Raw genomic sequence first — 25,107 nt, 5'->3', positions numbered from 1 at the left:
ATTGATTACTACTGTTTACGGAAGAGTTTTATAAAAAGTTTCAAAATATAGTGAATTTAGCATCAAAAAATCCTGCTACCTTTTATGGTAACAGGATATTAATAACTAGATGTTCGAAGACTGGGAAAATGGTTGTGGTTAATACAATGCTAATTAAAGCAGCAACAATCATTGCTAAGCTGGCAAATGTACCCTCTAGTTCGCCAAATTCAAAAGCTCTAGATGTACCTGCCCCATGCGCGCCCATTCCTAACATTAAGCCTCTAGACGAGGGGTTGTGGAATCGACATATTTTAATAACGATAGGTGCTAATAGGCTTCCTAAAATGCCTGTCGTCATAACAAAGACAGCTGTTAAAGTAGGAGAGCCTCCAATCATATTTGAAATGTCCATTGCAATAGGTGTTGTCACTGAACGTGGCACTAAACTATGCACAAGCTCATTGTTTAACCCTACTACTAAGGCCATTATGAAAGATGAAATAATGGCAACTGTTGAACCAACCGCAATACTTATAAAGATTTCAAATGCATGTTTTTTTAATAAATTGACATTTTTATAGATAGGAACCGCAAAAGCAACCGTTGCTGGTCCTAGTAAATTCGTTAAAACACTAGCTCCCGCATTATAAGTTGTATACGGTATACCTGTTAGTAATAATAAAATAATAATGACGATCGGTGTCACCAGCATAGGTGTCAGCCATTCTTTTTTATATTTCTTATAAATTATTTTACAAATATAAAAAAGAATAATTGTCCCAAGTAAGCTAATACCAGCTATCCATAAACTCATACTGTATCACCCTTCTTTCGGCGCTCTAGCCATTGTGCTGTATAGCCCGTTACAAACATCACAATAATCGCGCTTCCAACAATGACCAAAACAACCTTCATGCCTTGTACACCGAATAATGCATCATAATCGATGACACCAATGGCAGATGGAATGAAGAAAAGTAAGAGTTCACTTAGTAATAATGCTGCCCCTAGCTCAATCCATTCAAGCTTAATAATATGAAACTGTAAAAGTAAAAATAATAGAACGAGTCCTATTATGCTCCCTGGAATCGGCAAGTGAAGTAGGCGTGCAATACTATTCCCAATCAATAATAGGAAATAAAGAAAGCCGATTTGCACGATACTTTTGACGATTTTCATGGTCATCCTTCTCTCATTTTTTTCTCTGCTTCAACTGTCAGAAAAACACGATTCAAATGAAAAGAAGTTATGATTTCACTGACTGTTCAAGCTTTAATTTGACAAACAATCTACTATGGATTGATGTTAAACTTTTATGCTACTATACTTTACACCTATTTACCCTCTCTGTAAAACAGAAAAAGAATCTAGTGCCTAATAATTAGACAATAGATTCTTCTATAGTGAAAAATAATGCAGTTATTAAAAAATCTGTCATCACCATATTAAGTGGTGAGCGCGATTTTTTAGGTTATAGTCTTAACAATCATATAAGGGGGTTTCTAGTTACAAGTATAGTTCCCAAATATGAATGTAACATTTTGCTCATGTAAAGGATTTGTTAATTTTTCGGAATCATCACAATCATTGTTGTCCCTACGCCTACTTCACTTTCTACTTGAATACGTCCATGATGGGCCTCTACAAGATGCTTTACAATGGCTAAGCCTAAGCCTGTTCCACCTGAATTTCGGCTTCGAGCACGATCAACGCGATAAAAGCGCTCAAAGACTCGGGCTATTTCATGCTTTTCAATTCCGATTCCTTGATCTTCAATTTCAATAATGCCATGTGTTTCATTTTCCTTTAAACGAATAGACACCGTTGTATTTTCTGGAGAATAGGTGATGGCATTGGTAATTAAATTCGTCACAATCTGAATAATACGATTGGCATCTCCCATTACTTGTACATCACGGTCAATATCCACTTGGAAGCTCATATTTTTTTCATCTAATCGTGGCGCTGTTAGCTCTGCTCCACGAATCAGCACATCCTGCAAGCCCATTGGCATAATGTTGACCGTGAAGCCATGCTGTTCAATTTTAGAAAGCTCTAACAAATCCTGAATGAGCATTTGAAGACGATTACTTTCTTTATAAATAATTTCTAAAAAAGATATTAACATTTTTTCGTCTTTATAGGCTCCATCCAATAAGGTTTCAGAAAAGCCTTTAATAGAGGTAATAGGTGTTCGCAATTCATGGGATACATTGGCAACAAAATCTTTGCGAATTTGCTCTAAACGGACAAGCTCCGTTATATCATGCATAACAATGACAACGCCTAACCATCGTCCATGGTCCCCAATAACAGGTGCTCCATATACTTCTTTATTATAAAGCTCCTGCTTTATCTCCATTTTAATTTGCTGTCGATAAGGCATCTCTGTAAGAAATACGTGATCGATAAACTGTTCTAATGATTTTGGTAAGCCAATTGTCCTGAATACCTTCCCCTGAACTTCATCAATCTGCATCCCAAAACGTTCTAAAAATACGCGGTTCACGATTGAAATATTGCCCTCACGCCCAATCATCATGAGAGAGCTACCCATATTTTCGATTAACGTTTTCAGCCTCTCTTCCTCTACTTCACGGACCGTCGTAATATCCTGTAAATTACGAGCCAAAATATTAATAGAATGACTTAACGGAATCATGCGTTCATATTCATTTTCCTGTGCACGTGCACGATAGTTTCCCTTTGCAAGTTCAAGAGCCGTTTCCGTAACATTATCGATTGGTGCTGTAAAATTCCGAATCATATAGCGACTGACAATCCCAATTAAAATCAATGTAATAGTAAAAAGAATGGCCAATATGATATAGAGTCTAGCCCGCACAAAGGTCAAAGAATCCTCTAGATCCAAGCTCTGTGATGCAAATAATGCTTCTTGATCTTCCTGTGAAAGCTGGAGTTCGCGTTCATCTATTACTTGAGTCATTGATGCTTGTTTATGAGTATTTGCATCCTCATTGTATTGCTTAATATAAACAGGAAAAAGCTGACCTATAACAATCATTAGGACAGCTAATATCGTTCCAAGTAAAAGCATGAATGTCAAAAATAAGCGGTTGCTCATTGATTTCATGACGTTTTCGGCTCCTCAAATTTATAGCCAAGCCCTCTAATTGTTTTAATAAACATTGGCTTACGGCTATTTTCTTCAATTTTATCGCGAAGGTGGCTAATATGAACATCCACAATTCGAGTATCGCCAGCAAAATCATATTTCCATACAGCACTTAATAGCTGATCACGTGTTAATACACGATTTTTATTTTCAAGTAAGTAAATAAGTAATTCAAATTCCTTTGGCGTAAACTCCAGTGCCTCATCTTGTAAAAAGACTTCAAAGCGTTCCGGAAATACACGCAATTGTCCAAACTCAAACATTTTCTCTTGAGGTTCATCTTTCTCATCTGATACTACATTTTGTGTAAAACGTCTTAAAACAGCCTTAACGCGTGCTAGCACTTCCCGTGGACTAAAGGGTTTAGTCATATAATCATCTGCGCCTAATTCTAGACCAAGCACTTTATCAAATTCGTCATCTTTTGCTGTTAACATTATGATCGGCGTATTCATACGCTGTTGACGTATTTGTTTGCATACTTCCATACCATCTAGTTTAGGTAGCATCAAATCTAACAGGATTAAATTAGGCTGTATGTCAATTGCTTTTTCCAGACCTTCTTGTCCATCTGCAGCTGTTTCCACTAAATAGCCAGCCTGTTCTAAATTATATTTCAATAATGTTGCGATTGAAAATTCATCTTCAATAACTAATATCGTTTTTGTCATAATATAATGCCTCCGTTAGTGATTTGAAACCCCCATTTCAAATCTCAAGACGTCTATAATGCAAGTGGTGGTGTCACCAACAACATACCTTCAATCACAAGCTGCTTTTGCTCATTATAAGAGTGTACAGACACAGTAACCGTATTTTCGTATTTATTGACTGCTGTTACCTCTAAAAGCGTATCAAACAATTCATAATGATAGAGAGGCCCTAAATATTTTAAATGTTGCTCAATAATTCGTGCACCTGGTCCTGGAATATACTTTGATACAGCTGATGTAATAATACCATTTAACATGATGGTCGGGACAATCGGTTTTTCAAAAGGTGTCATCGCCGCATAATCATGTTGAATATAAAGCGGATTACTATCGTTCGTGAGCCCTAAATACAACAACAGATCTCTATCCTCAATCTTTTCAGTTATATGGATCTTTTCGCCAACTGTAATTTCATCGATTGTCAGACCAAGTTTACTATTTTTTTGAAGCAAAGATACGCCAACCCCTTTTCTATCATACTACATTCATAGTATCAATTTTATGCCAAAAGTACAACGAAAAGCCGAGTACCTTAAGCCTCCCAATACTTATGCATAAAAAAACGAGCAGGAGTTACCTACTCGTTTTCTTAATTCAGCAAATACTCATATACCGATATCTTCAAATATAGAGCATTGCTTATATATTTTTTCGATAGCTGAAATAGAGAGAAATCGACATGCTGTCCTAAAGATTCTGGCCTAAAACGCCTTAAGTCGGACATCATTAATCTATACTAAAATTTTCATCACGTTGCGTACTGCATCTGCCGATTGGTCTAAAGCTGCTTTTTCTTTGTCTGTTAACTCAAGCTCAAAGATTTTTTCTATACCATTTTCGCCAAGTAATGTAGGAACACCCAGATATAAATCGCTATAGCCATATTCACCTTCTAAATAAGCAATAGATGGTAGAATACGCTTCTGATCTTTGATAATTGCTTCCGCCATTTCAATCAATGCAGCAGCAGGTGCATAATACGCTGAGCCGTTACCAAGTAAGTTAACGATTTCAGCACCACCATTACGTGTGCGATCTACGATTGCTTCTAGACGTTCAGCAGAGATTAATGTTTCTAATGGAATACCACCTGCAAATGAATAACGTGTTAAAGGCACCATCGTATCTCCATGACCACCTAATACAAAACCAGTAATGTCTTTTACTGAGACATTCAACTCTTCTGCGACAAATGCACAGAAACGCGCCGTATCAAGAACACCAGATTGACCGATAACACGATTTTTTGGGAAACCAGTTTCCTTATAAACTGTGTAGGTCATGGCATCAACTGGATTGGTAAGGACGATAATTGTGGCATTTGGTGAATGTGCAGCAATCTCTTTGGACACTGTTTTCATGACGCCTTGGTTGATTTGTACAAGATCATCACGACTCATACCTGGTTTACGGGCTACCCCAGCTGTAATAATGACTACGTCAGAATTAGCTGTATCCGCATAATTTGTTGTACCTTTTACATAAGCATCAAAGCCTTGTATTGGCGCTGCTTCCCACATATCTAGAGCTTTTCCCTTTGTAGGATTTTCTGCTTGTGGGATATCCACTAATACAACGTCACCAAGTTCTTTCTGAGCTGCTAAAAAAGCTGCGGTAGCACCTGTAAATCCTCCACCGATTACTGATAATTTTTTACGTTTAAGAGACATTTGAATACGCTCCTTTAAAATGGGTTTATATATTTTAAAAGAGGGAGGAGAAATACATCTCACTCCCTCGATTAAACAAGTTCATCGTAAATATTTTATTTAACGAAAATTCACTTTTACCCTAATTATATCCGCATTTAAAAGTATACTTTTACGTGAAAATTTCTATATCAGAATAGAAAATTATAAGTTTTTGATTAACTCATTAGCGAATTCTGAACATTTCACTTCTGTAGCGCCGTCCATTAAACGAGCGAAGTCATAAGTTACAACTTTAGAAGAAATTGTATTCTCAACAGATTTAGTGATCATGTCAGCAGCTTCTTGCCATCCTAAGTGTTCAAGCATTAATACACCTGAAAGTAATACTGAAGATGGGTTTACTTTATCTAAACCAGCATATTTTGGAGCTGTACCGTGAGTAGCTTCGAAGATCGCATGTCCAGTAACATAGTTAATGTTAGCTCCTGGAGCGATACCGATACCACCAACTTGTGCAGCAAGTGCATCAGAAATATAGTCACCATTTAAGTTCATTGTAGCTACTACATCGAACTCAGTTGGACGAGTTAAGATTTGTTGTAAGAAGATATCAGCGATAGAATCTTTCACTAAGATTTTGCCAGCTGCTAAAGCATCAGATTGAGCTTTGTTTGCTGCTTCTTCACCTTGTTCAGCTTTGATAGCATCGTATTGGTTCCAAGTGAAAGTTTGATCAGCAAATTCTTTTTCTGCTAATTCATAACCCCATTTTTTGAATCCACCTTCAGTGAATTTCATGATGTTACCTTTATGAACTAAAGTAACAGATGGGCGTTTATGTTTAATTGCGTATTCGATAGCAGAACGTACTAAACGCTCAGTACCTTCTTTAGATACAGGTTTAACACCGATACCAGAAGTTTCTGGGAAGCGGATTTGATTTACACCAAATTCAGATTGTAGGAAGTTGATGATTTTTTGAGCTTGTTCTGAACCAGATTCGAATTCAATACCAGCGTAGATGTCTTCTGTGTTCTCACGGAAGATAACCATATCAACGTCTTCTGGGCGTTTAACTGGAGAAGGCACTCCATCAAAGTGACGTACTGGGCGTAAGCATACATATAAGTCAAGTTGTTGACGTAATGCTACGTTAAGAGAGCGGATACCACCACCGATTGGTGTAGTAAGAGGACCTTTGATTGCAATTAAGTATTCATTAATTTTGTCTAAAGTTTCTTGTGGTAACCATTCACCAGTTTGGTTAAATGCTTTTTCACCAGCTAAAACTTCTAACCATTCAATTTTCTTTTCACCGTTATAAGCTTTTTCTACTGCTGCGTCGATTACGCGTGATGCTGCTGCCCAGATATCTGGACCAATTCCATCACCTTCGATGAAAGGAATTACTGGATTATTTGGTACATTAAGTACGCCATTTTCAACTACAATTTTGTTTGACATTCTGTTGCCTCCTAAATTCATAATCATAGGACTGTGTTAGTGATAACACAGTCCCAAACATTCTAGCATATTTTCCAAATTAGCGCTCGCTGATTGGAACATATTTTTGCATGCCTGGTCCAACATATTCAGCACGTGGACGGATTAGGCGGTTATTTGCATATTGCTCAAGGATGTGTGCCACCCAACCTGAAGTACGTGATACTGCGAAAATTGGTGTGAACAGGTCATGATCAATACCTAAAGAATCATACACTGACGCAGAGAAGAAATCTACGTTAGCTGGTAATTTCTTTTGTTCAACGATCATGTCATGGATTTTAACTGACATTTCATAAAGCTCTGGTTTACCAGTTAGTTCAGTTAATTTTTTAGACATTACGCGTAAATGTGGTGCACGAGGGTCGCCTTTGCGATATACGCGGTGACCGAAGCCCATGATTTTTTCTTTGTTGTCTAATTTATTTTGAATGTAAGATTCCACATTTTCAAGAGAGCCGATTTCAGTTAACATCTTCATAACTTGCTCATTTGCTCCACCATGAAGTGGCCCTTTTAAAGCGCCGATTGCCGCAGTTACACCAGAATAAACATCTGATAATGTAGCTACACATACACGTGCAGTGAATGTAGATGCATTTAACTCATGGTCAGCATGTAATACTAATGCTTTGTCGAATGCTTCAATTTCAATATCTGCTGGCTCTTCGCCTTTAAGCATGTATAAGAAGTTTGCCGCATATCCTAGTTCAGGTTTTGGTGAAACTGGTTCTAAACCTTTACGAACACGTGCAAAAGCAGTTACTACTGTAGCAATTTTAGCTTGAAGACGAATTGCTTTACGGTAGTTTGCTTCTGGATCCATAACATCCGCTTCTTCATCGAATACACCAAGTAGAGATACTGCAGTACGTAGTGCAGCCATTGGATGTACAGTTGAAAGTGGGTATGTTTTGAATTGGTCGACAATCGCTTGCGGAATTGACATATTGTCTGCCAATTGTTGTTTTAACTCAGCTAGCTCGTCCGCTTTTGGTAAACGAGTATGCCATAACAAGTAAATTACCTCTTCAAATGACGCATTTTGTGCTAAATCATCAATGTTGTAACCAACATATGTAAGTGTGTCATCGATAATTGAACTGATTTTAGATTCCGCTGCTACGATACCTTCTAATCCTTTAGTTGCTGACATAAATTATCGCTCCCTCATATTTATATTTTGTTGTAAATGCGTTTTTTTCTTGCATTTACGGATTTTGCTCATATGAACCATTAAGTAAATCGCTTACATTGCTATTATAATCATTTTTGACAGCTTTGTGAATGAAAATCCTCTAAATAAAGAAAAAGACGTCCGAACGACTATATATTTGTCCTAAAGAGTTTTTATTGTATTTTTTGACATTATGATTTGAGGTGAATTTGTTAAAATGAGGAATTTAAAGTATTTTTCATACGAAAGAACCACAAGTATTTTACTTTTTATTTTTTATTTAGTCATACTTTGGTTTGTATTGCCAGTATCACTTGCGATTTTTTTGTCATTTTCGACGTACCCTGTCATAAATTTCTTGCATAAGTATTGCAGGATCGCCTATTGGATAGCAGCAATAATTGTGGAGGTATTGATTTTAACTTGTATTTTTTTGCTTGTCGTCATATCCATTAACAGTGTGATTGTCATCTTTCCAGAGATTCGTAATACATTACAAAACTTCCCACTTTTTAGTGAATATGAATCGATGTTTATACAAGTTTTAAAGGAGAAATCACTTTCTATTTTTGATTCGATCATCATATATACAGCTGATCTTTTCCAATTATTAATGAAACATGTCATTGAGGTTTTCATATTCTTGATCGCCTATTATTTCGCTCTCCTTGAAACACGTAAATCACGCTATTGGTTTTTTCAATATGTGCCAAAGAAATATCGTCATGAGTGGCAATCACATTTTGCGAAAATCATGCAACTTTTTCATTATTTTTTATTTGTGGAATTTCAATTATTTACAATAACCTTACTTATTCTTTGTGGAGGCTTTATGATCCTTCAATTTGAACAAGCTATTATTAAAGCTTTTATTGTAGCCTTCGCAGATGTCCTGCCATTTTTCGGTATCGGTGTATTTCTTGTGCCGATGAGTATTTATTTTTATTTCAATGGAAATACATTTTTATGTGTAGCTATTTTACTGTTGTATTTATTTGTACAATTAACAAGGCAGCTAGCTGACTCAATGCTTTGGTCCAACACGCTTCAATTACGTACATTCCATACATTTTTCATCAGCGCCGCCTCTATTCTACTATTTGGTTTTTATGGAATATTACTTAGCCCAATCTTTTTATTTTTAGCGGTTAAGCTAAAAGAAAACTCTATCTTTGAACGATAATAAATTGACCTTTTTTCATTTTTTTACGCATCCAATAATAGACAACGGGTTGGAACATTTTTCGTGAAAAAGGCAGAAGCAATAGTAAGCCGATAAGATCTGTAATAAATCCTGGTAATGCTAAAAGTAGCCCACCACTAAAAGTTAATAATGTATCAACCAATGCAGATCCCGGAGCCTCTCCACGTGCTAATGTATTTTTTACATTTTGGACAGAATTCATACCTTTATTTTTCATTACATAAACCCCAAGTACACTAGTGGCAATAATGAGTAATAATGTACTTAAAACACCAATGTTTTGTCCTATAACTATTAATAACGCCAATTCGGCTATTGCGTAGACAATGAAACCAAGAAAAATTTTTCGCATATTTTTCTCCTTCCTACTTGAAAAGGTATACCTTTTATACGTTATTATAGCCCATTTAGTTTCATAAAAAAATGAATGCCTCCCATCAAATAATACCAAATCACTTATCTTTCTTGATGGTGATATAAAAAGTAGCTTTCCATATAGCACGAAATATAGTTAATTTGTACAACCCTTATTAAAAAGCTCTAGTACAACAAATCGCACTAGAGCTTTTTGTTTATATTTAAAGAACGCTAGCATGTCCTTTATAGATAACGCCTGTTTCAGCGTCCATCGTAATTTCTTGACCATGGCGTAATAACGTTGTTGCTTCTTTTACGCCAACAATTACTGGAATACCAAGACTTAGTCCAACTACTGCAGCATGACTAGTTAGTCCACCTTCTTCAGCAATTAGCCCAATGCAATTTTCTATTGCTGGCATCATTTCACGGTCTGAACCAACTGTTACAAGGATGCATCCTTCTGTATCATAAGCAAGTGCTTCAGCTGCATTTTTAGCAATAACCGTTTTACCTACAACGGATGCCTTGCCAATCCCTTGACCACGAGCAAGTAAATCGCCAATAATGTGTACTTTCATTAGGTTTGTTGTACCCGCTTCACCAACTGGCACACCTGCTGTAATTACAACAGCATCACCATGTGTGACGAAACCGTGTTTCAAGCTTTCATCTACAGCTAATTCTAAAATCTCATCTGTTGTTGTAACACGTTGGCAAACAATTGGGTGCACACCCCACACTAAAGTTAATGTTTGAGCCGTATTTGTTGAGCCTGTTACTGCAACAATTGGTACACCTGGTCGATATTTTGCAATCATTCTAGCTGTATTACCACTTTCTGTTGGTGCTAATACGGCTTTAACACCTAAATTAATAGATGTGTAAGCAACTGCTTGTGAAATAGCTTCCGTCATATTGGCTTCTTTTTCACGACTACGTGTAGAAACAATCGATTTATAATCTAATGAATCTTCAGTACGTTGAGCAATTTTATTCATTGTTTGTACTGACTCCACTGGATATAGACCCGCAGCAGTTTCTCCTGATAACATGATTGCATCTGTACCATCGATGATGGCGTTCGCTACATCACTTGCTTCTGCACGTGTTGGACGTGGGTTACGTTGCATAGAATCCAACATTTGAGTAGCCGTAATAACTGGTTTCCCTACTTGATTACATTTTAGAATTAATTTCTTTTGTACAAGTGGTACTTCTTCTGCTGGAATTTCAACACCTAGATCTCCACGTGCTACCATCAATCCATCGGACACAAGGATAATCTCATCGATATTATCGACACCTTCTTGGTTTTCAATTTTCGGGATGATTTGGATATGCCCACCGCTATTTTGCTCAAGCAACTCACGAATTTCAAGCACATCTTTTGCTCGACGAACGAACGAGGCTGCAATGAAATCAACACCTTGTTCAATACCAAATAAAATATCTTGTGCATCCTTTTCTGTAATACCTGGAAGTTGTACAGAAACACCTGGTACGTTGACACCTTTTTTATTTTTCAATACGCCAGCATTTTCTACAATCGTATGAATTAAACCTTTTTCAACATCTGTAGCTAATACACGTAATTGGATAAGACCATCATCAAGTAAAATAATTGAGTTTTGCTCAACATCTTCTACTAATTGCTCATAAGTAACAGAAAAGCTTGTCTCCGTACCTTCCACTTCAGTCATTGAAATATCAATCACTTGACCAGCTGATAAATGAAGCTCACCATTTTTCATGTTATGCGTACGAATTTCAGGACCTTTTGTGTCTAATAAAATCCCTACTGGTTTATTTAACTTTTGTGCCACTTCACGAATTAAATGAATTCGTCCCGCATGCTCTTCATGAGAGCCATGTGAAAAATTCAAGCGGGCTACATTCATACCTGCTTCAATTAATTTTTCTAATGTTTCAGGTGACTCACTTGCAGGTCCAATTGTACATACGATTTTTGTTTTTCTCATTTTTGCCCACTCCGTTTATAACAAAATTATATTGATAGTTCTTTCATAAGTGTGTATAGACTTACATCTGCCTCATGATTTTTTTCAAAAGCCTCCGGCATATCATAATCGATAACTTGATGATTGCGAATACCTACCGCTCGGCCATACTTGCCTTCCATTAGTAACTCCACTGCATGTGCGCCAAACTGACTTGCCAATACGCGATCACGTGCAGTTGGTGAACCACCACGCTGAATATGACCTAACACAGAAACTCGTGTTTCTTTTCCAGTCTTTTCTTTTATCAACTTAGCTAGTTCATTTCCAGACATAACGCCTTCTGCAACAATAATGATACTATGCTTCTTCCCACGTGCTGCACCACGATCTAAGCGTGCCACAATATCATCTAAATCATAATCCTCTTCTGGAATTAAGACTGTTTCAGCACCGGCAGCAAGTCCTGCCCATAAAGCAATATCCCCTGCGTCACGACCCATAACCTCAACTATGAAAGAATTTTCATGAGAAGTAGCTGTGTCACGGATTTTATCAATGGATTCTACTACTGTATTGAGTGCCGTATCAAAGCCTATCGTATATTCTGTCCCAGGAACATCATTATCGATAGTTCCTGGGACACCTACAGCAGGGAAGCCTTTTTTCACTAAATCCATAGCCCCTCTATAAGAACCATCACCACCAATGACAACAAGTCCTTCAATGCCGGCAGCTCGTAAATTTTCAATGCCTTGTAGTTGCACGGCATCTTCTTTAAATTCTGGACATCTGGCAGAATTTAAATGGGTACCACCACGCTGAATAATACCACCAACTGAACCTAGATCAAGTTCTTCTAAATAACCTTTTACTAAGCCCTCATAACCATGTTTAATTCCGACAACATCAATTCCATGGAATGCTGCCTTACGAACAACCGCTCGAATAGCTGCGTTCATTCCAGGCGCATCTCCACCACTAGTTAATACAGCAATTTTTTTCATTGTCGAACCTCCTGCAGTTACTATTATTATTCACATTAACATGAAAAAACAAACTATGTAAGGGTTCTGGGGATACAAAAACATAACTTTTACATAAAAAATGAAAAGAATGCGCTTTCACACACTCTTTCCATCCAAAAACATCCTAAATCTAACATTTTTTCAAGAAGTCTGACGTTCAGATTGCGTACCTAGCTTCTTTAATTTTTATAGCTTTTTAATATGTTAAGTAACAAATTTTGTCTCTTAACGAGCAAATTCATATCCCCATTTTTTTGACGCTATCAGAAGATAGACTTCCAAAAATGGTTTTATACTTCTGTATATTGTCCGATTTTTTTGAACTTCTCATAACGATCGTCAATTAATTGTTCTCCATTTAGAGAATTTAATGCATCAAGTGTAGTGCTGATGCATTCTTTAATATAAAGTGCCTGTTTTGCTACATTACGATGCGCACCACCAATAATCTCAGGGATGATACCATCTATAACACCAAGCTCTTTTAAATCCGGTGCCGTTATACGCATTGCTTCAGCTGCCTGCTTAGCTAGGCTACCATCACGCCATAAAATTGACGCCGCTCCTTCTGGAGAAATAACGGAATATGTTGAGTTTTCTAGCATAAAGACACGGTTTGCAACACCTAATGCTAGCGCACCACCACTTCCTCCTTCTCCAATCACAATACTGATGACTGGGACTGTTAAGCCTGCCATTTCAACAAGGTTTCTAGCAATTGCTTCACTTTGCCCACGTTCTTCAGCAGCTTTACCTGGATAAGCACCTTTTGTATCAATAAAACAAATTATTGGTCGATTAAATTTTTCTGCTTGCTTCATCAAACGTAGGGCTTTACGATAACCTTCTGGGTGCGGCATACCAAAATTACGTCGTATATTTTCTTTTGTAGATTTTCCACGTTGGTGTCCGATTATTGTTACAGGTTGCCCTTCAAAAATACCAATCCCACCAAGGATCGCAGCATCATCACCAAAAGTACGATCTCCATGCAATTCAATGAAATTCTCACATATCGCTTCAATATATTGTAAAGTGGTAGGTCTTTCTGGATGTCTTGCAACTTGCACACGATCCCACGGCTTCATATTCGCATAAATAGATTGCTCTAATTGTGATAACCGTGTTTCTAATTTCTCTATTTCACCTGTCATATCTACATCTGCTTCAGTAGCTATTGTTTTTAATTCATCAATTTTTTCTCGTAATTGGATAACTGGTTCTTCAAACGCTAAATTTTTAGACATGTTGCACGCCGCCTTTCGTATGCATTTTTACAAGTAATGAAACTTGTTTACGTAAATCTTTGCGAGGGAAAATGGCATCAAGTTGGCCATGCTCTAATAAAAATTCTGCTGTTTGGAAATCATTCGGTAGTTTTTCTCTTACAGTTTCTTCAATAACACGACGACCAGCAAAGCCAATTAATGCTTGTGGTTCTGCAATATTTATATCACCAACAGAGGCAAAGCTTGCTGAAACCCCACCAGTTGTAGGATGCGTTAAAATGGAAATAAACAATAAACCTTGATCGCTATGACGCTTTAAGGCAACACTTGTTTTTGCCATTTGCATTAAAGACAGTACACCTTCTTGCATACGCGCACCACCACTAGCCGTAAAGATAATAAATGGCACACCTAATTCAGTTGCTTTCTCTACTGCACGAGTAATTTTTTCACCCACAACTGAACCCATAGACCCCATACGGAAGTGAGAATCCATAATAGCAACAACAATTTCTTCTCCATCTAATGCGCCAACGCCTGTTAGTACAGCTTCATTCAAGCCTGTTTTTTCTTGGTCAGCTGAAATTTTCTCCACGTATGCTGGGAAATTCAATGGATTGCTTGTTTGTAAATGATCATCCATAGAAACGAATGAACCTTCATCCAAGAAGTAGTTCACACGTTCTTGTGCAGTCATTTTGAAATGATGACTACATTTTGTACATACTTTATGATTTTTTTCTAGTTCTTTCGTTAATTGAATATGGCGGCATTCAGGACATTTTGTCATTAATCCTTCTGGAAATGAATTTTCCTGTCCATCCTCTTTCTTTTTTCGATTACCACTAAATAAGCTACGTATTGCCATGTTTGACTCCCCCTTTGTTGTTGTCTAAGTGCTTTGTACAGTACTCATCCACTGCTCATAAGCTTTTAGTGCTTCTTTTTCGTACCCTAGCTGCATCGATTTCAACATGGTTTGAATGATTATTTTTTCATCTTCTGTTGAGTTTCGATTTAAACGGTCGCCATCATAAGCTGCCAATTGAAACCAGATTTTTAATGATAAACGATTACCTGTTGTGATTAAAAGTTCTCTCAATATATCACGACAATTAATCATACCTTCTAATTCTAGTTTCACAAAAAAACTATCCCACACAGGTAGTGTGCGAAGAATCTCTGTACAACTTATTACGCGAATAGCTTCCTTTTCATGAATTTGCCGCGTATATTCGACATCTTTTTTTGATTTTTCATCTTCTAATATAAACATCGACAGGATTTCTACAAGCTGATGCTTATGTGTGGAAGCAAGAAAAGTACCACCACCATGTCTCGTTTCAATAAGACCTAGCAATTCTAGACTTCGCAATGCCTCTCTGACAGAGGATCGCCCGACACCTAGACGCTCAGATAAGACTCGTTCTGAGGGAATCTTTTCACCTGCTTGAATTTTTTCCATTTTTATAAGTTGACGTAGTTGTTGGACGATTTCTAAAAACACTTTTTTTTGTTCGGTTTTTTTATCCATACGACTAACTCCCCTTATCAAAAAAAGTGGTCAGACCACTTTTTAACGTTGACTCTAGCTTACAAAATTACTGTTCAAAAGTAAAGAAAAAACTGCATAAAATTTAATGCAGTTTCTAAATTCTCGTTTCATTTTATATCTTTTTCCTCGTTTGCGCATGTTTTACTTTAATTTGTGGCTTTCCAAAACGTCTTTCTAAAGTTCCTTCTATAAACAGAATTTCATCTTCTATTAACAAGTCTTGAACGAATTGGAAAACTTGTGGAAATAACGTAACAGAAACAGTTCCATGCTCATCCTGTAATTGAACAAAGGCCATCTGCTCTCCTTTTTTGGTACGAATTTTTTTTACTTCATCAATGACACCAATCATCTTCACATACGTACCATCTCGCATCTGCTTTAACTCACGACATGTACTATTCACATCAGCCCAATATGGTCTTTCTTGCGTAACAGGATGGGCAGAAATGTAAAAACCTAAACTTTCCTTCTCATGTATCAATTTTTCTTTTTGTGGCATATCATCCACCTGCATATATTTGGGCTTTCCAAAGCTAAATTCTGTAGCAGTTGTTATATCAATATCCTCAGTTGGTCGTAGAAGTTCAGCGTGTTTTAAAGCAGCATCAATTGTCATGATTAGTATCGCACGGTCTTTCTCTATATAATCTAGGGCTCCTGCATAAATTAATGATTCTATTATTTTCGGTTTAAAATGCTGTGCACTTAATGCTACAGCTAAATCAAAAAGGTTATGCAATGCCTGGGGGTTCGTTTGGCGCAAAGTATTGATATTCTCAATAAAAGTATGAGGGACGCCTTTAATTCCTGATAAGCTATAACGTATTCCCTCTTGCTCAACAGTAAAATACTTTGTACTGTCCTTTAATGAAGGTGGATAAAATGGGATACGTTTGTCCTTGGCCTCTTGCACTAGCTGTTGAATTTTATCTATATTTCCCGTTGCATTAGATAATAATGCGGCGTAAAAGCTTTGAGGGAAATGAGCTTTTAAATATGCCATTTGATAGGAAATAACACTATAGGCTACAGCATGACTTTTAGGAAATCCGTAATCGGCAAAGCGGACAATTAATTCGTACACCTCTGTCGCCACATGTTGTTCATAGCCTTGTTTTAATGCCCCTTGCACAAAGGCAACCTGTTGCTCCTCTAGCACTTGGCGATTTTTTTTACTAACTGCACGGCGAAGTAAATCTGCTTGTCCCATTGAGAATCCTGCAAGCACAGAGGCAATCTTGATAATCTGCTCTTGATAGACAATTACACCAAAAGTCTCTTGTAAAATGGGCTCTAGCACAGGGTGAGGCATAACAACCATTTCTTTGCCGGCTTTTCGTCTAGCATAGACAGGTATAAATTCCATTGGACCTGGACGATAAAGTGCATTTACGGCTACAATATCTAAAAAGTGTGATGGATGAATGTCACGTAATGCTTGTTTCATTCCTTCTGATTCTAATTGGAAAATACCTGATGTATCACCCTTTTGCAATAAATGAAAAGTCTTTTCATCATGCATAGGAATTCGTTCAAAATCAATCCATGGTCCACCAGCTTTATAAATGGACCAACGCATTTGCTCTAAAATAGTAAGATTACGTAAACCTAAAAAATCCATTTTGACGAGACCACATGCCTCTATATCCCCCATCGGCCATTGTGTGCAATAGATGCCTTCATGTCCATCCTCTATGGGGACTGTATTTACTAATGGAGAGGGTGCAATAACAACGCCTGCCGCATGGGTAGAGGAATTTCTCGGCAAACCCTCTAATTTTAGCGCCACTTCAAACCAACGCTGATGTTGGTCATCCTCAGAGAGCCAGCTCTGTAAATCATATGATTCATCTATAGCCATTTGTAATGTAATGCCTGGTTTATTCGGTATCATTTTAGAAATTTTTTCCAACGTCTCTGCACCAAAACCAAAAACTCTCGCGACATCTCGAGCAACTGCTTTGGCAGACAATGTACCGAATGTAATGATTTGCGCCACATTGGCTTTACCATACTTTTGTGCAACGTATTGGATCACTTGATGTCGTTTACTATCGACAAAATCAATATCTATATCAGGTAAAGATATCCGTTCAGGATTTAAAAATCGTTCAAATAATAAACCATAGGCAAGGGGGTCTACTTGCGTAATAGCTAAACTATAGGCAACCAGTGACCCAGCGGAAGAACCACGACCAGGTCCAGTCAAAATTCGATTGTCTTTCGCAAAGCGCATAAAATCAGCTACTACTAAAAAATAATCAGCGAAGCCCATTGAACATATTATTTCAAGCTCATATTGTAATCGTTCTCGGTAACCATTTGGAATATCCATCTGGTTGAACCGCTCCTCTAATCCAGCAAATGCTTCTTTAACAAGTAAGCTTTCAGATGTCTCACCAACTGGCACAGGAAATTTAGGCATTTGTACAGACATTTCTGGGATGATAGCGTGACAGCTGGCAAGCATTTGTCCACAAGACTCTAGCCATTCTGGTCGATCAACAAACCAACTTTGCCACTCTAGTGCTGTAGGTGCATAATAACCTTGTAAATTAGCTGTTAGCATCGTATCGCCAAGCTTGTCTCCCGTATCGATAGCTCTTGCTACTTCGTATGCAAAATGATCATCAGGACGTAAAAAATAACAGCTTTGAACGGCTACAAGTGGAATCGCCTGTCCTTCACACCACTCTACAAGTTCTTTCTCATTAGCTTGCGTTACCCCTCCAGGTCTGGTAATTCCCATATAAAAATGATGCGTAAAGAGATGGGCTAAGGCAGAAACTAATGCATGACAATCTTCTAAATCACCTATATCATCTGAAGAAAGCAATGCCAAGCATCCTGCTGCATAGCCCTCTAGCCATTTCCAAGGTAGCACTTCATCTTCCCTAATGGAAACCGCACTACTAATTTTCAATAAATGCTGGTAGCCCTCCTGAGACTGTGCATACAGCACAAGAGGAAACGTTTTGTCATGCCATTGCACCTTTACTGAAAGCCCAATGACAGCATGTATATTTACTTGCTGCATGGCTTTACAAAAAGGCAAAAGCCCGTACAATTTCGTATTTACGATTGCACAGGCCTGTGTCTTTTGTTCTTGTAAAAAAGGAATCAATTGCTCAAGCCGAATTGTGCTTTTCAATAAATCCGCGCTCGTATGCATCTTTGCGTATACATGTGTCAAATGAATCCCTTCCTTTTCTTTTTAATGATACGCTTTACAAATCTCTTGTAATCTTATGATGACGTCATCTGCCTCTTTCCATGAATAAGCCGTAGCTCCAGAAGCCAGCGGATGTCCACCACCATTAAACTCTTTTGCTAATGTATTAATAATTGGACCCTTCGAACGTAAACGCACACGAATTTGATCTTCTTCTTCAATAAATACAACCCACGAACAAATTCCTTTAACACTTCCTAGGCAGCCTACTAGCAACGATGCCTCTGATGGTACAATATCATGTTCTGCTAATAATTCTTTTGTTAGCTTTACATGGGCTGCTCCATACTCATCCATTTTAAAGTTCTGATAAATATAACCTTGTAAATTGAGCAGTTTTTGCTCCATTTCATACATACCATCAAAAATTTGATTTCGATCAAAATCATATGTAATCAGGTCTGCAGCTACTTTAAATGTTTTAGCAGTAGTACTTGGGAATTGGAATCTACCTGTATCCCCTACAATTCCTGCAAATAATAATCGTGCAGCAGTATCTGACAGTTGCCAGTTAGCTACTTCCTTACCTTCCTCATACAGCTCGTAAATCATTTCACTGCAAGAACTTGCTGTCGTATCAACCCATAAAAGATCACCATAGGCATCATCATTTGGATGATGATCAATTTTAATCATCATTTTTCCCTTTGTATAGCGTTGATCGTCAACACGTTCTGTATTGGCTGTGTCAGTCACAATTACTAAAGCATGTTCGTAAACGGCATCGGCTACTTGATCAGGCTGTGCCATAAATGTTAAGGAAGCATCATGGTCACCTACAGCAAAAACCTTTTTCTCCGGATAATTTGCTAAAATCAATTCTTTTAATCCAAGTTGTGAGCCATATGCATCTGGATCCGGTCGTACATGACGATGAATAATGATTGTTTCATAGGCAGCAATTGTGTCGATGATTTGTCTTTTCACAATAAATTCCTCCAAAATGATAGTAAGAACCGTTAGCATTTTTCTACAATTATCGTTACAATAATGTCTAGTTATGCTAGGAGGTTTACTATGCTCAATTTATTATTTGTATTTGCGATAATTATATCTTTTGTCTTTTATTTCTATTTTAAAACAAAACAGTTCCGTTCTTCATTACCAATCGCTAAAAATTGGTATAAAAGTAAGGCGAATATCGGCTTCGGTTCATTCCTACTGTTTTTCGGATTCAATCAAGCCTATTTATTCCCTAGCTTATATACATTTATAATTGTAGCAATTCTTGTCGTGCTAGGCATCTTTGTCGTAGTAGAAAATACGAAAAAAGCGCGTCATTATGGTCAATTTGTTGAGGAAGAATTTCGCATTAATCGATAATATGTAACAAAGGGATGACCAAGCAATTGCGCTAGGCCATCCCTTTCAATCCTTAACGTTCTAACAGCTGGAACATCATCATTGCTTTACCAACAAGTATTTGTTGATTATACACTTCAAAATCCATTTTCACAAACTTACGACTCATGTCTAAAATTCGTGGCTTGACTGTAAGTGTACTTTCCATTTGTACTGGTTTAATAAAGTAGATGGTCATATTCTCGGCTACTGCATCTCCACGTTTTCGACGCTTTAATGCAAATGAACCCACTTCAGCTAATAGAGTTGTGAAAGCACCGTAAGAAATCGCCCCGTATTGATTCGTCATTTGAGGTGTAACTTTAAATTCCACGACGAGCTCCTCATCACCAAGTACCTTCATCTCATTTTTCACTAAATCATCTATAGTTTCACCATGCTGGGGCTGTCTTTGAGCTAGCTGTAGTGCTTTAAGCACGTCCTGACGACTAATGACTCCTTGTAAAATGTTGTCATCATTTACGATTGGTAATAGGTCAATTCCTTCCCAAATCATACGATGCCCGGCTGAAGCAACACTCATTTTCATAGAGCCAGCAATTGGATTCTTCGTCATAACCTTTTCAACTAGCTCATTTTCCTCTCGACCAATAACATCTTTTACAGTAATCATTCCGACAAGTTTATTTTGATGAGTGACAACTGGAAATGCACCGTGTGTTGTGCGTTCATTTAACTTTTGGAAATGACGGATGGTTTCATCATTTTTTAACGCTGCTGTGTCAGTCATAGGAACATAAATATCTTCAATAAATAAAATATCCTTTTTGATGAGCTGATCATAAATGGCTCGGTTAATCATCGTTGCTACAGTAAACGTATCATAGCTAGTTGAAATTATTGGTAAATCCAACGAATCAGCAAGTTGTTTATTGGCATCCGTCGTATCAAAACCACCAGTAATTAAAACAGCAGCACCTGCTCGAAGGGCATTTTCATGGGCCTTAATACGATTCCCTACAATCAATAAGCTACCTGCATCTGTGTAGCGCATCATGTCTTCTAATTGCATGGCCCCTATGACAAATTTCGTTAACGTTTTATGTAGACCTGATTTTCCACCTAAAACTTGACCATCTACGATATTAACAATTTCTGCAAAAGTTAAGCGTTCAATATTTTCTTTCTTTTTCTTTTCAATACGAATTGTTCCAACACGTTCAATTGAACTTACTAAGCGACGGTTTTCTGCTTCTTTTATAGCACGATATGCAGTCCCTTCACTCACTTGCATTTCCTTCGCGATTTGACGTACTGAAATTTTATCGCCCACTGGTAGTGACTCGATGTATTGTAAAATTTTCTCATGTTTTGTAGACAAAATATCACCTATTTCCTAAGCTTCAATTCTGCTCTTAGTGTACCATATTTTTTATAAAAATATTTAATATAAAGTGATCAAATTGTTTAAAAACCCCCACCATTTCAACTACCAGCGTGGTGTCAATTCATATAGTACAGCATTATCAACGATTAGAAACAGTTTACTTTCTCACCAGCTTTTAAAATTTGAACCTCTGAGTTTTGTACTAAATCAGCAAAAACCTGAGGATCTTGCTCGATAGGCGGGAATGTATTGTAATGAATTGGCACGACAATCTTAGGCTTTAAGAATGAAACTGCACATGCAGCGTCTTCAGGACCCATTGTAAAATTATCACCGATTGGTAGGAATGCTATATCTATTGGGTGTCGTTCACCAATTAATTTCATATCACCAAATAGAGCTGTATCGCCTGCATGATAAATCGTTAACCCTTCAACAAACAGTAATATCCCGGCTGGCATACCCATATAAATAATTTCATTTGTATCTGTTACATAAGAAGAGCCATGGAATGCTTGTGTAAACTTCACTTTCCCAAAATCGAATTCCTTAGCCCCTCCAATATGCATTGGATGTGTTTTTACTCCTTGCCAGGAAATCCAATTGGCTAATTCATTTGGAGCAATGACTAGCGCATCTTTTTTCTTCGCTAGTTCTATGGTGTCTCCAACATGATCATTATGACCGTGTGTTAATAAAATAATATCTGGTGCTTCCTCAGTAACCTTTAAATCTGTTTGTCCATTACCGTTAATAAAAGGATCAATTAAAATTGTTTTCCCATTTGTTTGTATTTTGACAATAGAATGTCCATGATAGCTTATTTCCATCTTAATGTCCTCCTCGATTTATTAATGAAAACCCCTCCAATTTAATTCGCTACCCATGCGCTTTTTCCCTTTTTTTGATATGCTTGTACAGAGAATAATCGTATCACTTTCTAACAATTTTATACTTTGTTAGATCACAATTATTCAGTGATTAAGAGGAACAGCCATTTTCTTTAGAAAGTCGAAAGTTCCTCATTAAAATTACCCATGTACTAAAAAGGAGGACATATTTATGTCAAAGGTTGAAGAAATCCAAAGTTATTTGCAGCAACATCACATTGATGCAGCATTTATCACTACACCTGACAATGTTTTTTACGTTTCAAACTTTAAAAGTAATCCACATGAGAGATTACTAGGTGTCATGATTTTTAAAGATGCTGAACCTTTTCTAATTTGTCCGCAAATGGAAATTCCAGATGCAAAAGCGGCTGGTTGGTCTTATGAAGTTATTGGCCACCAAGACACTGACAATTCGATGGAAATCCTTGCACAAGCCATTACATCTCGTGAAATTCAACCAACTACGTTTGCCATTGAAAAGGCACAGCTAATTGTGGAACGCTTAGAGGCCCTACAGCAATCCTTCCCACAAGCAAATTTTGTACGTCTAGACGAAAAAATTAATGCAATGCGCGTAATTAAAGATGAAAGTGAATTAGACAAATTACGCAAGGCTGCGGAGTTAGCTGATTATGCTATTGAAATCGGTTGCAAGGAAATTGCTGAAGGTAAAACAGAAATGGAAATTTTAACAGCCATTGAAAGTGCTATTCAAGATAAAGGCTGTAAAATGTCCTTTGAAACAATGGTCTTGAGTGGACCTAAAACGGCCTCTCCTCATGGTCATCCAGGTGCACGTAAAATAGAAAAAGGGGATATGGTACTATTTGACCTTGGTGTCATTTACGATGGCTATTGCTCTGATATTACACGTACGGTTGCATTTGGTGAGCCAAGTGAAGCACAAAAAGAAATTTATCATGCTGTGTTAGCAGCTAATCAAAATGCCGTTTCAGCTGTGAAGCCTGGTGTCCGTGCTATGGACTTAGATAAAATCGCACGCGATACGATTACAGAAGCAGGGTTTGGAGAATATTTCACACATCGTCTTGGACATGGTCTTGGTATTTCTGTACATGAATTCCCATCTGTTACAGGAACAAATGACATGACAATGGAAGAGGGCATGGTCTTTACGATTGAGCCTGGAATTTATAAATCAGATGTAACAGGTGTACGTATCGAGGATGATGTTGTTGTAACAAAAGATGGTGTGGAAGTATTAACAAAATTCCCGAAAGATTTAATCATTCTATAATATAAAAAGGAAGCATCCGAATGCCCTCCTTCAGACTGTAGACAAACTCAAAAACTTTGAGAGTTTGTCTATAGTCTTTTTTCTTTTCCATTGAACTAAAATAAGCGTCGTTGATCTTTACTAGAGAAATGTTTGGAAGAAAAATAACAAAATCCTTCGAGAGTGAATTCTCGAAGGATTTTTCATTTTTACATGAAATTATTGAATAAGCTCATCCACATTTACATATGGAAGTCCTTGTGAATCCGCAACAGCTTTATATACTAGTTGTCCATCTAATGTATTGACACCTTTTTTCAGTGCAACATTGTCTAGACAAGCTTGTTTATAGCCTTTATTCGCAATTTGAAGTGCATAAGGAATTGTATTATTTGTTAAAGCAATTGTTGATGTACGTGGTACTGCTCCAGGCATATTCGCAACTGCATAATGTACAACGCCGTGTTTTACGTATGTTGGATCATCATGTGTTGTGACACGATCTGAAGAAGCAAAAATACCGCCTTGGTCAATAGCTATATCCACTACTACAGAGCCTGCTTGCATTGATTGAATCATTTCTTCTGACACAAGTTTCGGTGCTTTTGCGCCTGGAATTAACACAGCGCCAATTACTAAATCGGAAGTTTTTACAGATTCTGCAATATTATAAGGATTAGAAATCAATGTTTGAACATCACGGCCAAACATATCTTCTAATTGGCGTAAGCGCTCAGGGCTTAAATCGATAACTGTTACATCTGCTCCCATACCAACAGCGATTTTCGCAGCGTTAGTTCCCGCGATACCACCACCGATGACTGTTACTTTACCGCGTTGTACACCTGATACACCGCCAAGTAAAATACCTTTACCAGCATGATTTCTCTCTAAGAACTGTGCACCAATTTGTGTAGCCATTTTACCTGCTACTTCACTCATCGGTGTTAATAATGGTAGTGAACCATTTGCTAATTGAACTGTTTCGTAGGCAATCCCTACAACTTTTTTATTTAAAAGTGCCTGAGTCAATTCAACTTCTGGCGCTAAGTGTAAGTAAGTGAATAAGATTTGACCTTCATAGAAGTAATCATATTCAGAAGCTACAGGCTCTTTCACCTTCATAATCATCTCTTGTGACCAAGCTTCTTTAGCAGTTTGCACAATATGAGCCCCAGCTGCAATATAATCAGCATCCGTAAAGCTTGATCCTAAGCCTGCTCCAGTTTCAATGTACACCTCATGACCTGCATGTGTTAAAGTAACAACTCCTGCTGGTGTCATTGCTACACGATTTTCATTGTTTTTAATTTCCTTTGGAATACCAATTTTCATAGTTTCCTATCCCCTTCCATTACGTAAAAAATCAGCATCATTTATGTAATTAATTATTGATGCACCCCTTGCAATTCCATATTACCAAACAAATAAAAAAAAAGCTTTAATTAAAATAAATACAAATAAAATTTCTAACATTTCCAAAATACAAAATATTTAAACGGTGATTTTAGATAATAAATTATTATATTTATAAAACAAAAAGGAAAATTACAGCA

General features: G+C 37.3%; 22 protein-coding genes. 3 read left to right on the top strand and 19 right to left on the bottom strand.

Annotated elements, in window-relative coordinates; translation table 11 throughout:
• Positions 1 to 82 precede the first annotated feature (82 nt).
• From B3D94_RS08270 to citZ, 8 genes are all read right to left on the bottom strand, one after another.
• Positions 83 to 796 (bottom strand): LrgB family protein, encoded by a 714-nt coding sequence (locus B3D94_RS08270; protein WP_069482311.1) that lies wholly within the window; start codon positions 794 to 796, stop codon positions 83 to 85.
• On the bottom strand, positions 793 to 1,161 hold the full coding sequence (locus tag B3D94_RS08265) for a CidA/LrgA family holin-like protein (protein ID WP_036196478.1): 369 nt from the start codon (positions 1,159 to 1,161) through the stop codon (positions 793 to 795). The genes B3D94_RS08270 and B3D94_RS08265 overlap by 4 nt, the downstream gene beginning before the upstream one ends.
• A gap of 382 nt (positions 1,162 to 1,543) precedes the next feature.
• Positions 1,544 to 3,076, bottom strand: coding sequence for a two-component system histidine kinase PnpS (pnpS, locus tag B3D94_RS08260; protein ID WP_069482312.1), 1,533 nt, complete (start codon positions 3,074 to 3,076; stop codon positions 1,544 to 1,546).
• Positions 3,073 to 3,789 carry a response regulator transcription factor gene (locus tag B3D94_RS08255; protein WP_012295616.1) on the bottom strand — a complete coding sequence of 239 codons (717 nt, stop codon included), beginning with the start codon at positions 3,787 to 3,789 and terminating at the stop codon, positions 3,073 to 3,075. The genes pnpS and B3D94_RS08255 overlap by 4 nt, the downstream gene beginning before the upstream one ends.
• 53 nt (positions 3,790 to 3,842) lie before the next feature.
• A complete protein-coding gene (locus B3D94_RS08250; RefSeq protein ID WP_069482313.1) occupies positions 3,843 to 4,283 on the bottom strand; it encodes a MaoC/PaaZ C-terminal domain-containing protein in 441 nt (146 codons plus the stop codon).
• Between the two features lie 279 nt (positions 4,284 to 4,562).
• A complete protein-coding gene (gene mdh, locus B3D94_RS08245; protein ID WP_069482314.1) occupies positions 4,563 to 5,501 on the bottom strand; it encodes a malate dehydrogenase in 939 nt (312 codons plus the stop codon).
• Between the two features lie 183 nt (positions 5,502 to 5,684).
• The gene (icd, locus tag B3D94_RS08240; protein ID WP_025114483.1) at positions 5,685 to 6,947 is read right to left on the bottom strand and encodes an NADP-dependent isocitrate dehydrogenase; all 1,263 of its coding nucleotides are present in this window, start codon (positions 6,945 to 6,947) and stop codon (positions 5,685 to 5,687) included.
• Positions 6,948 to 7,026: 79 nt separating this feature from the next.
• The gene (gene citZ, locus B3D94_RS08235) at positions 7,027 to 8,142 is read right to left on the bottom strand and encodes a citrate synthase (RefSeq protein ID WP_025114482.1); all 1,116 of its coding nucleotides are present in this window, start codon (positions 8,140 to 8,142) and stop codon (positions 7,027 to 7,029) included.
• Between the two features lie 238 nt (positions 8,143 to 8,380).
• On the opposite strand from citZ, the gene B3D94_RS08230 reads away from it, so the two are divergent.
• Positions 8,381 to 9,346, top strand: coding sequence for an AI-2E family transporter (locus tag B3D94_RS08230; RefSeq protein WP_069482315.1), 966 nt, complete (start codon positions 8,381 to 8,383; stop codon positions 9,344 to 9,346).
• Here the strand turns inward: B3D94_RS08230 and B3D94_RS08225 are convergent.
• The 8 genes from B3D94_RS08225 to B3D94_RS08190 form a co-directional block, all read right to left on the bottom strand.
• The gene (locus B3D94_RS08225) at positions 9,330 to 9,719 is read right to left on the bottom strand and encodes an FxsA family protein (RefSeq protein WP_193832850.1); all 390 of its coding nucleotides are present in this window, start codon (positions 9,717 to 9,719) and stop codon (positions 9,330 to 9,332) included. The genes B3D94_RS08230 and B3D94_RS08225 overlap by 17 nt on opposite strands.
• Positions 9,720 to 9,945: 226 nt before the next feature.
• Positions 9,946 to 11,706, bottom strand: coding sequence for a pyruvate kinase (pyk, locus tag B3D94_RS08220; protein WP_291756477.1), 1,761 nt, complete (start codon positions 11,704 to 11,706; stop codon positions 9,946 to 9,948).
• Between the two features lie 26 nt (positions 11,707 to 11,732).
• Positions 11,733 to 12,692: a 6-phosphofructokinase gene (gene pfkA, locus B3D94_RS08215; RefSeq protein WP_008176840.1), complete on the bottom strand. Its 960-nt coding sequence runs from the start codon at positions 12,690 to 12,692 to the stop codon at positions 11,733 to 11,735.
• A 311-nt stretch (positions 12,693 to 13,003) separates the two neighbouring features.
• Positions 13,004 to 13,960: an acetyl-CoA carboxylase carboxyltransferase subunit alpha gene (locus tag B3D94_RS08210; protein ID WP_291756474.1), complete on the bottom strand. Its 957-nt coding sequence runs from the start codon at positions 13,958 to 13,960 to the stop codon at positions 13,004 to 13,006.
• A complete protein-coding gene (accD, locus tag B3D94_RS08205; RefSeq protein WP_291756472.1) occupies positions 13,953 to 14,810 on the bottom strand; it encodes an acetyl-CoA carboxylase, carboxyltransferase subunit beta in 858 nt (285 codons plus the stop codon). Before accD ends, B3D94_RS08210 begins: the two co-directional genes overlap by 8 nt.
• Positions 14,811 to 14,834: 24 nt before the next feature.
• Positions 14,835 to 15,476 (bottom strand): FadR/GntR family transcriptional regulator, encoded by a 642-nt coding sequence (locus tag B3D94_RS08200; protein WP_193832853.1) that lies wholly within the window; start codon positions 15,474 to 15,476, stop codon positions 14,835 to 14,837.
• 133 nt (positions 15,477 to 15,609) lie between these two features.
• Positions 15,610 to 18,693 (bottom strand): DNA polymerase III subunit alpha, encoded by a 3,084-nt coding sequence (dnaE, locus tag B3D94_RS08195; RefSeq protein ID WP_291756469.1) that lies wholly within the window; start codon positions 18,691 to 18,693, stop codon positions 15,610 to 15,612.
• Positions 18,694 to 18,714: 21 nt separating this feature from the next.
• On the bottom strand, positions 18,715 to 19,659 hold the full coding sequence (locus B3D94_RS08190; RefSeq protein ID WP_083244729.1) for a DHH family phosphoesterase: 945 nt from the start codon (positions 19,657 to 19,659) through the stop codon (positions 18,715 to 18,717).
• A gap of 90 nt (positions 19,660 to 19,749) precedes the next feature.
• On the opposite strand from B3D94_RS08190, the gene B3D94_RS08185 reads away from it, so the two are divergent.
• Positions 19,750 to 20,055, top strand: coding sequence for a YtpI family protein (locus B3D94_RS08185; RefSeq protein WP_069482323.1), 306 nt, complete (start codon positions 19,750 to 19,752; stop codon positions 20,053 to 20,055).
• Between the two features lie 52 nt (positions 20,056 to 20,107).
• On the opposite strand, the gene B3D94_RS08180 is transcribed toward B3D94_RS08185, so the two are convergent.
• Positions 20,108 to 21,415 carry a DRTGG domain-containing protein gene (locus B3D94_RS08180; RefSeq protein ID WP_008176826.1) on the bottom strand — a complete coding sequence of 436 codons (1,308 nt, stop codon included), beginning with the start codon at positions 21,413 to 21,415 and terminating at the stop codon, positions 20,108 to 20,110.
• A gap of 152 nt (positions 21,416 to 21,567) precedes the next feature.
• Positions 21,568 to 22,251, bottom strand: coding sequence for a metal-dependent hydrolase (locus B3D94_RS08175; protein ID WP_291756459.1), 684 nt, complete (start codon positions 22,249 to 22,251; stop codon positions 21,568 to 21,570).
• A gap of 232 nt (positions 22,252 to 22,483) precedes the next feature.
• Between B3D94_RS08175 and B3D94_RS08170 the strand changes: the two genes are divergently transcribed.
• The gene (locus B3D94_RS08170) at positions 22,484 to 23,572 is read left to right on the top strand and encodes a M24 family metallopeptidase (RefSeq protein ID WP_291756456.1); all 1,089 of its coding nucleotides are present in this window, start codon (positions 22,484 to 22,486) and stop codon (positions 23,570 to 23,572) included.
• Positions 23,573 to 23,770: 198 nt separating this feature from the next.
• Here the strand turns inward: B3D94_RS08170 and ald are convergent, their stop codons facing one another.
• Complete coding sequence (gene ald / locus B3D94_RS08165) at positions 23,771 to 24,886, bottom strand: alanine dehydrogenase (RefSeq protein WP_008176820.1); 1,116 nt, start codon at positions 24,884 to 24,886, stop codon at positions 23,771 to 23,773.
• Between the last annotated feature and the right edge of the window lie 221 nt (positions 24,887 to 25,107).

It is taken from the genome of Lysinibacillus sp. UBA5990 (genome assembly GCF_002429815.1).
GTDB lineage: Bacteria > Bacillota > Bacilli > Bacillales_A > Planococcaceae > Lysinibacillus > Lysinibacillus fusiformis.
Note: the sequence above shows the minus strand (reverse complement) of the source record. Positions and strands in the feature narration are given on the sequence as shown.

Excerpts from the sequence above, each read along its gene's own strand:
- B3D94_RS08270 (WP_069482311.1), bottom strand. The coding sequence starts at position 796 with ATGAGTTTATGGATAGCTGGTATTAGCTTACTTGGGACAATTATTCTT.
- ald (WP_008176820.1), bottom strand. The coding sequence starts at position 24,886 with ATGAAAATTGGTATTCCAAAGGAAATTAAAAACAATGAAAATCGTGTA.
- B3D94_RS08225 (WP_193832850.1), bottom strand. The coding sequence starts at position 9,719 with ATGCGAAAAATTTTTCTTGGTTTCATTGTCTACGCAATAGCCGAATTG.
- B3D94_RS08175 (WP_291756459.1), bottom strand. The coding sequence starts at position 22,251 with ATGGAAATAAGCTATCATGGACATTCTATTGTCAAAATACAAACAAAT.
- B3D94_RS08210 (WP_291756474.1), bottom strand. The coding sequence starts at position 13,960 with ATGTCTAAAAATTTAGCGTTTGAAGAACCAGTTATCCAATTACGAGAA.
- accD (WP_291756472.1), bottom strand. The coding sequence starts at position 14,810 with ATGGCAATACGTAGCTTATTTAGTGGTAATCGAAAAAAGAAAGAGGAT.
- B3D94_RS08230 (WP_069482315.1), top strand. The coding sequence starts at position 8,381 with ATGAGGAATTTAAAGTATTTTTCATACGAAAGAACCACAAGTATTTTA.
- B3D94_RS08255 (WP_012295616.1), bottom strand. The coding sequence starts at position 3,789 with ATGACAAAAACGATATTAGTTATTGAAGATGAATTTTCAATCGCAACA.
- B3D94_RS08185 (WP_069482323.1), top strand. The coding sequence starts at position 19,750 with ATGCTCAATTTATTATTTGTATTTGCGATAATTATATCTTTTGTCTTT.
- B3D94_RS08265 (WP_036196478.1), bottom strand. The coding sequence starts at position 1,161 with ATGAAAATCGTCAAAAGTATCGTGCAAATCGGCTTTCTTTATTTCCTA.
- mdh (WP_069482314.1), bottom strand. The coding sequence starts at position 5,501 with ATGTCTCTTAAACGTAAAAAATTATCAGTAATCGGTGGAGGATTTACA.
- icd (WP_025114483.1), bottom strand. The coding sequence starts at position 6,947 with ATGTCAAACAAAATTGTAGTTGAAAATGGCGTACTTAATGTACCAAAT.
- pnpS (WP_069482312.1), bottom strand. The coding sequence starts at position 3,076 with ATGAAATCAATGAGCAACCGCTTATTTTTGACATTCATGCTTTTACTT.
- B3D94_RS08170 (WP_291756456.1), top strand. The coding sequence starts at position 22,484 with ATGTCAAAGGTTGAAGAAATCCAAAGTTATTTGCAGCAACATCACATT.
- pfkA (WP_008176840.1), bottom strand. The coding sequence starts at position 12,692 with ATGAAAAAAATTGCTGTATTAACTAGTGGTGGAGATGCGCCTGGAATG.
- pyk (WP_291756477.1), bottom strand. The coding sequence starts at position 11,706 with ATGAGAAAAACAAAAATCGTATGTACAATTGGACCTGCAAGTGAGTCA.
- B3D94_RS08200 (WP_193832853.1), bottom strand. The coding sequence starts at position 15,476 with ATGGATAAAAAAACCGAACAAAAAAAAGTGTTTTTAGAAATCGTCCAA.
- citZ (WP_025114482.1), bottom strand. The coding sequence starts at position 8,142 with ATGTCAGCAACTAAAGGATTAGAAGGTATCGTAGCAGCGGAATCTAAA.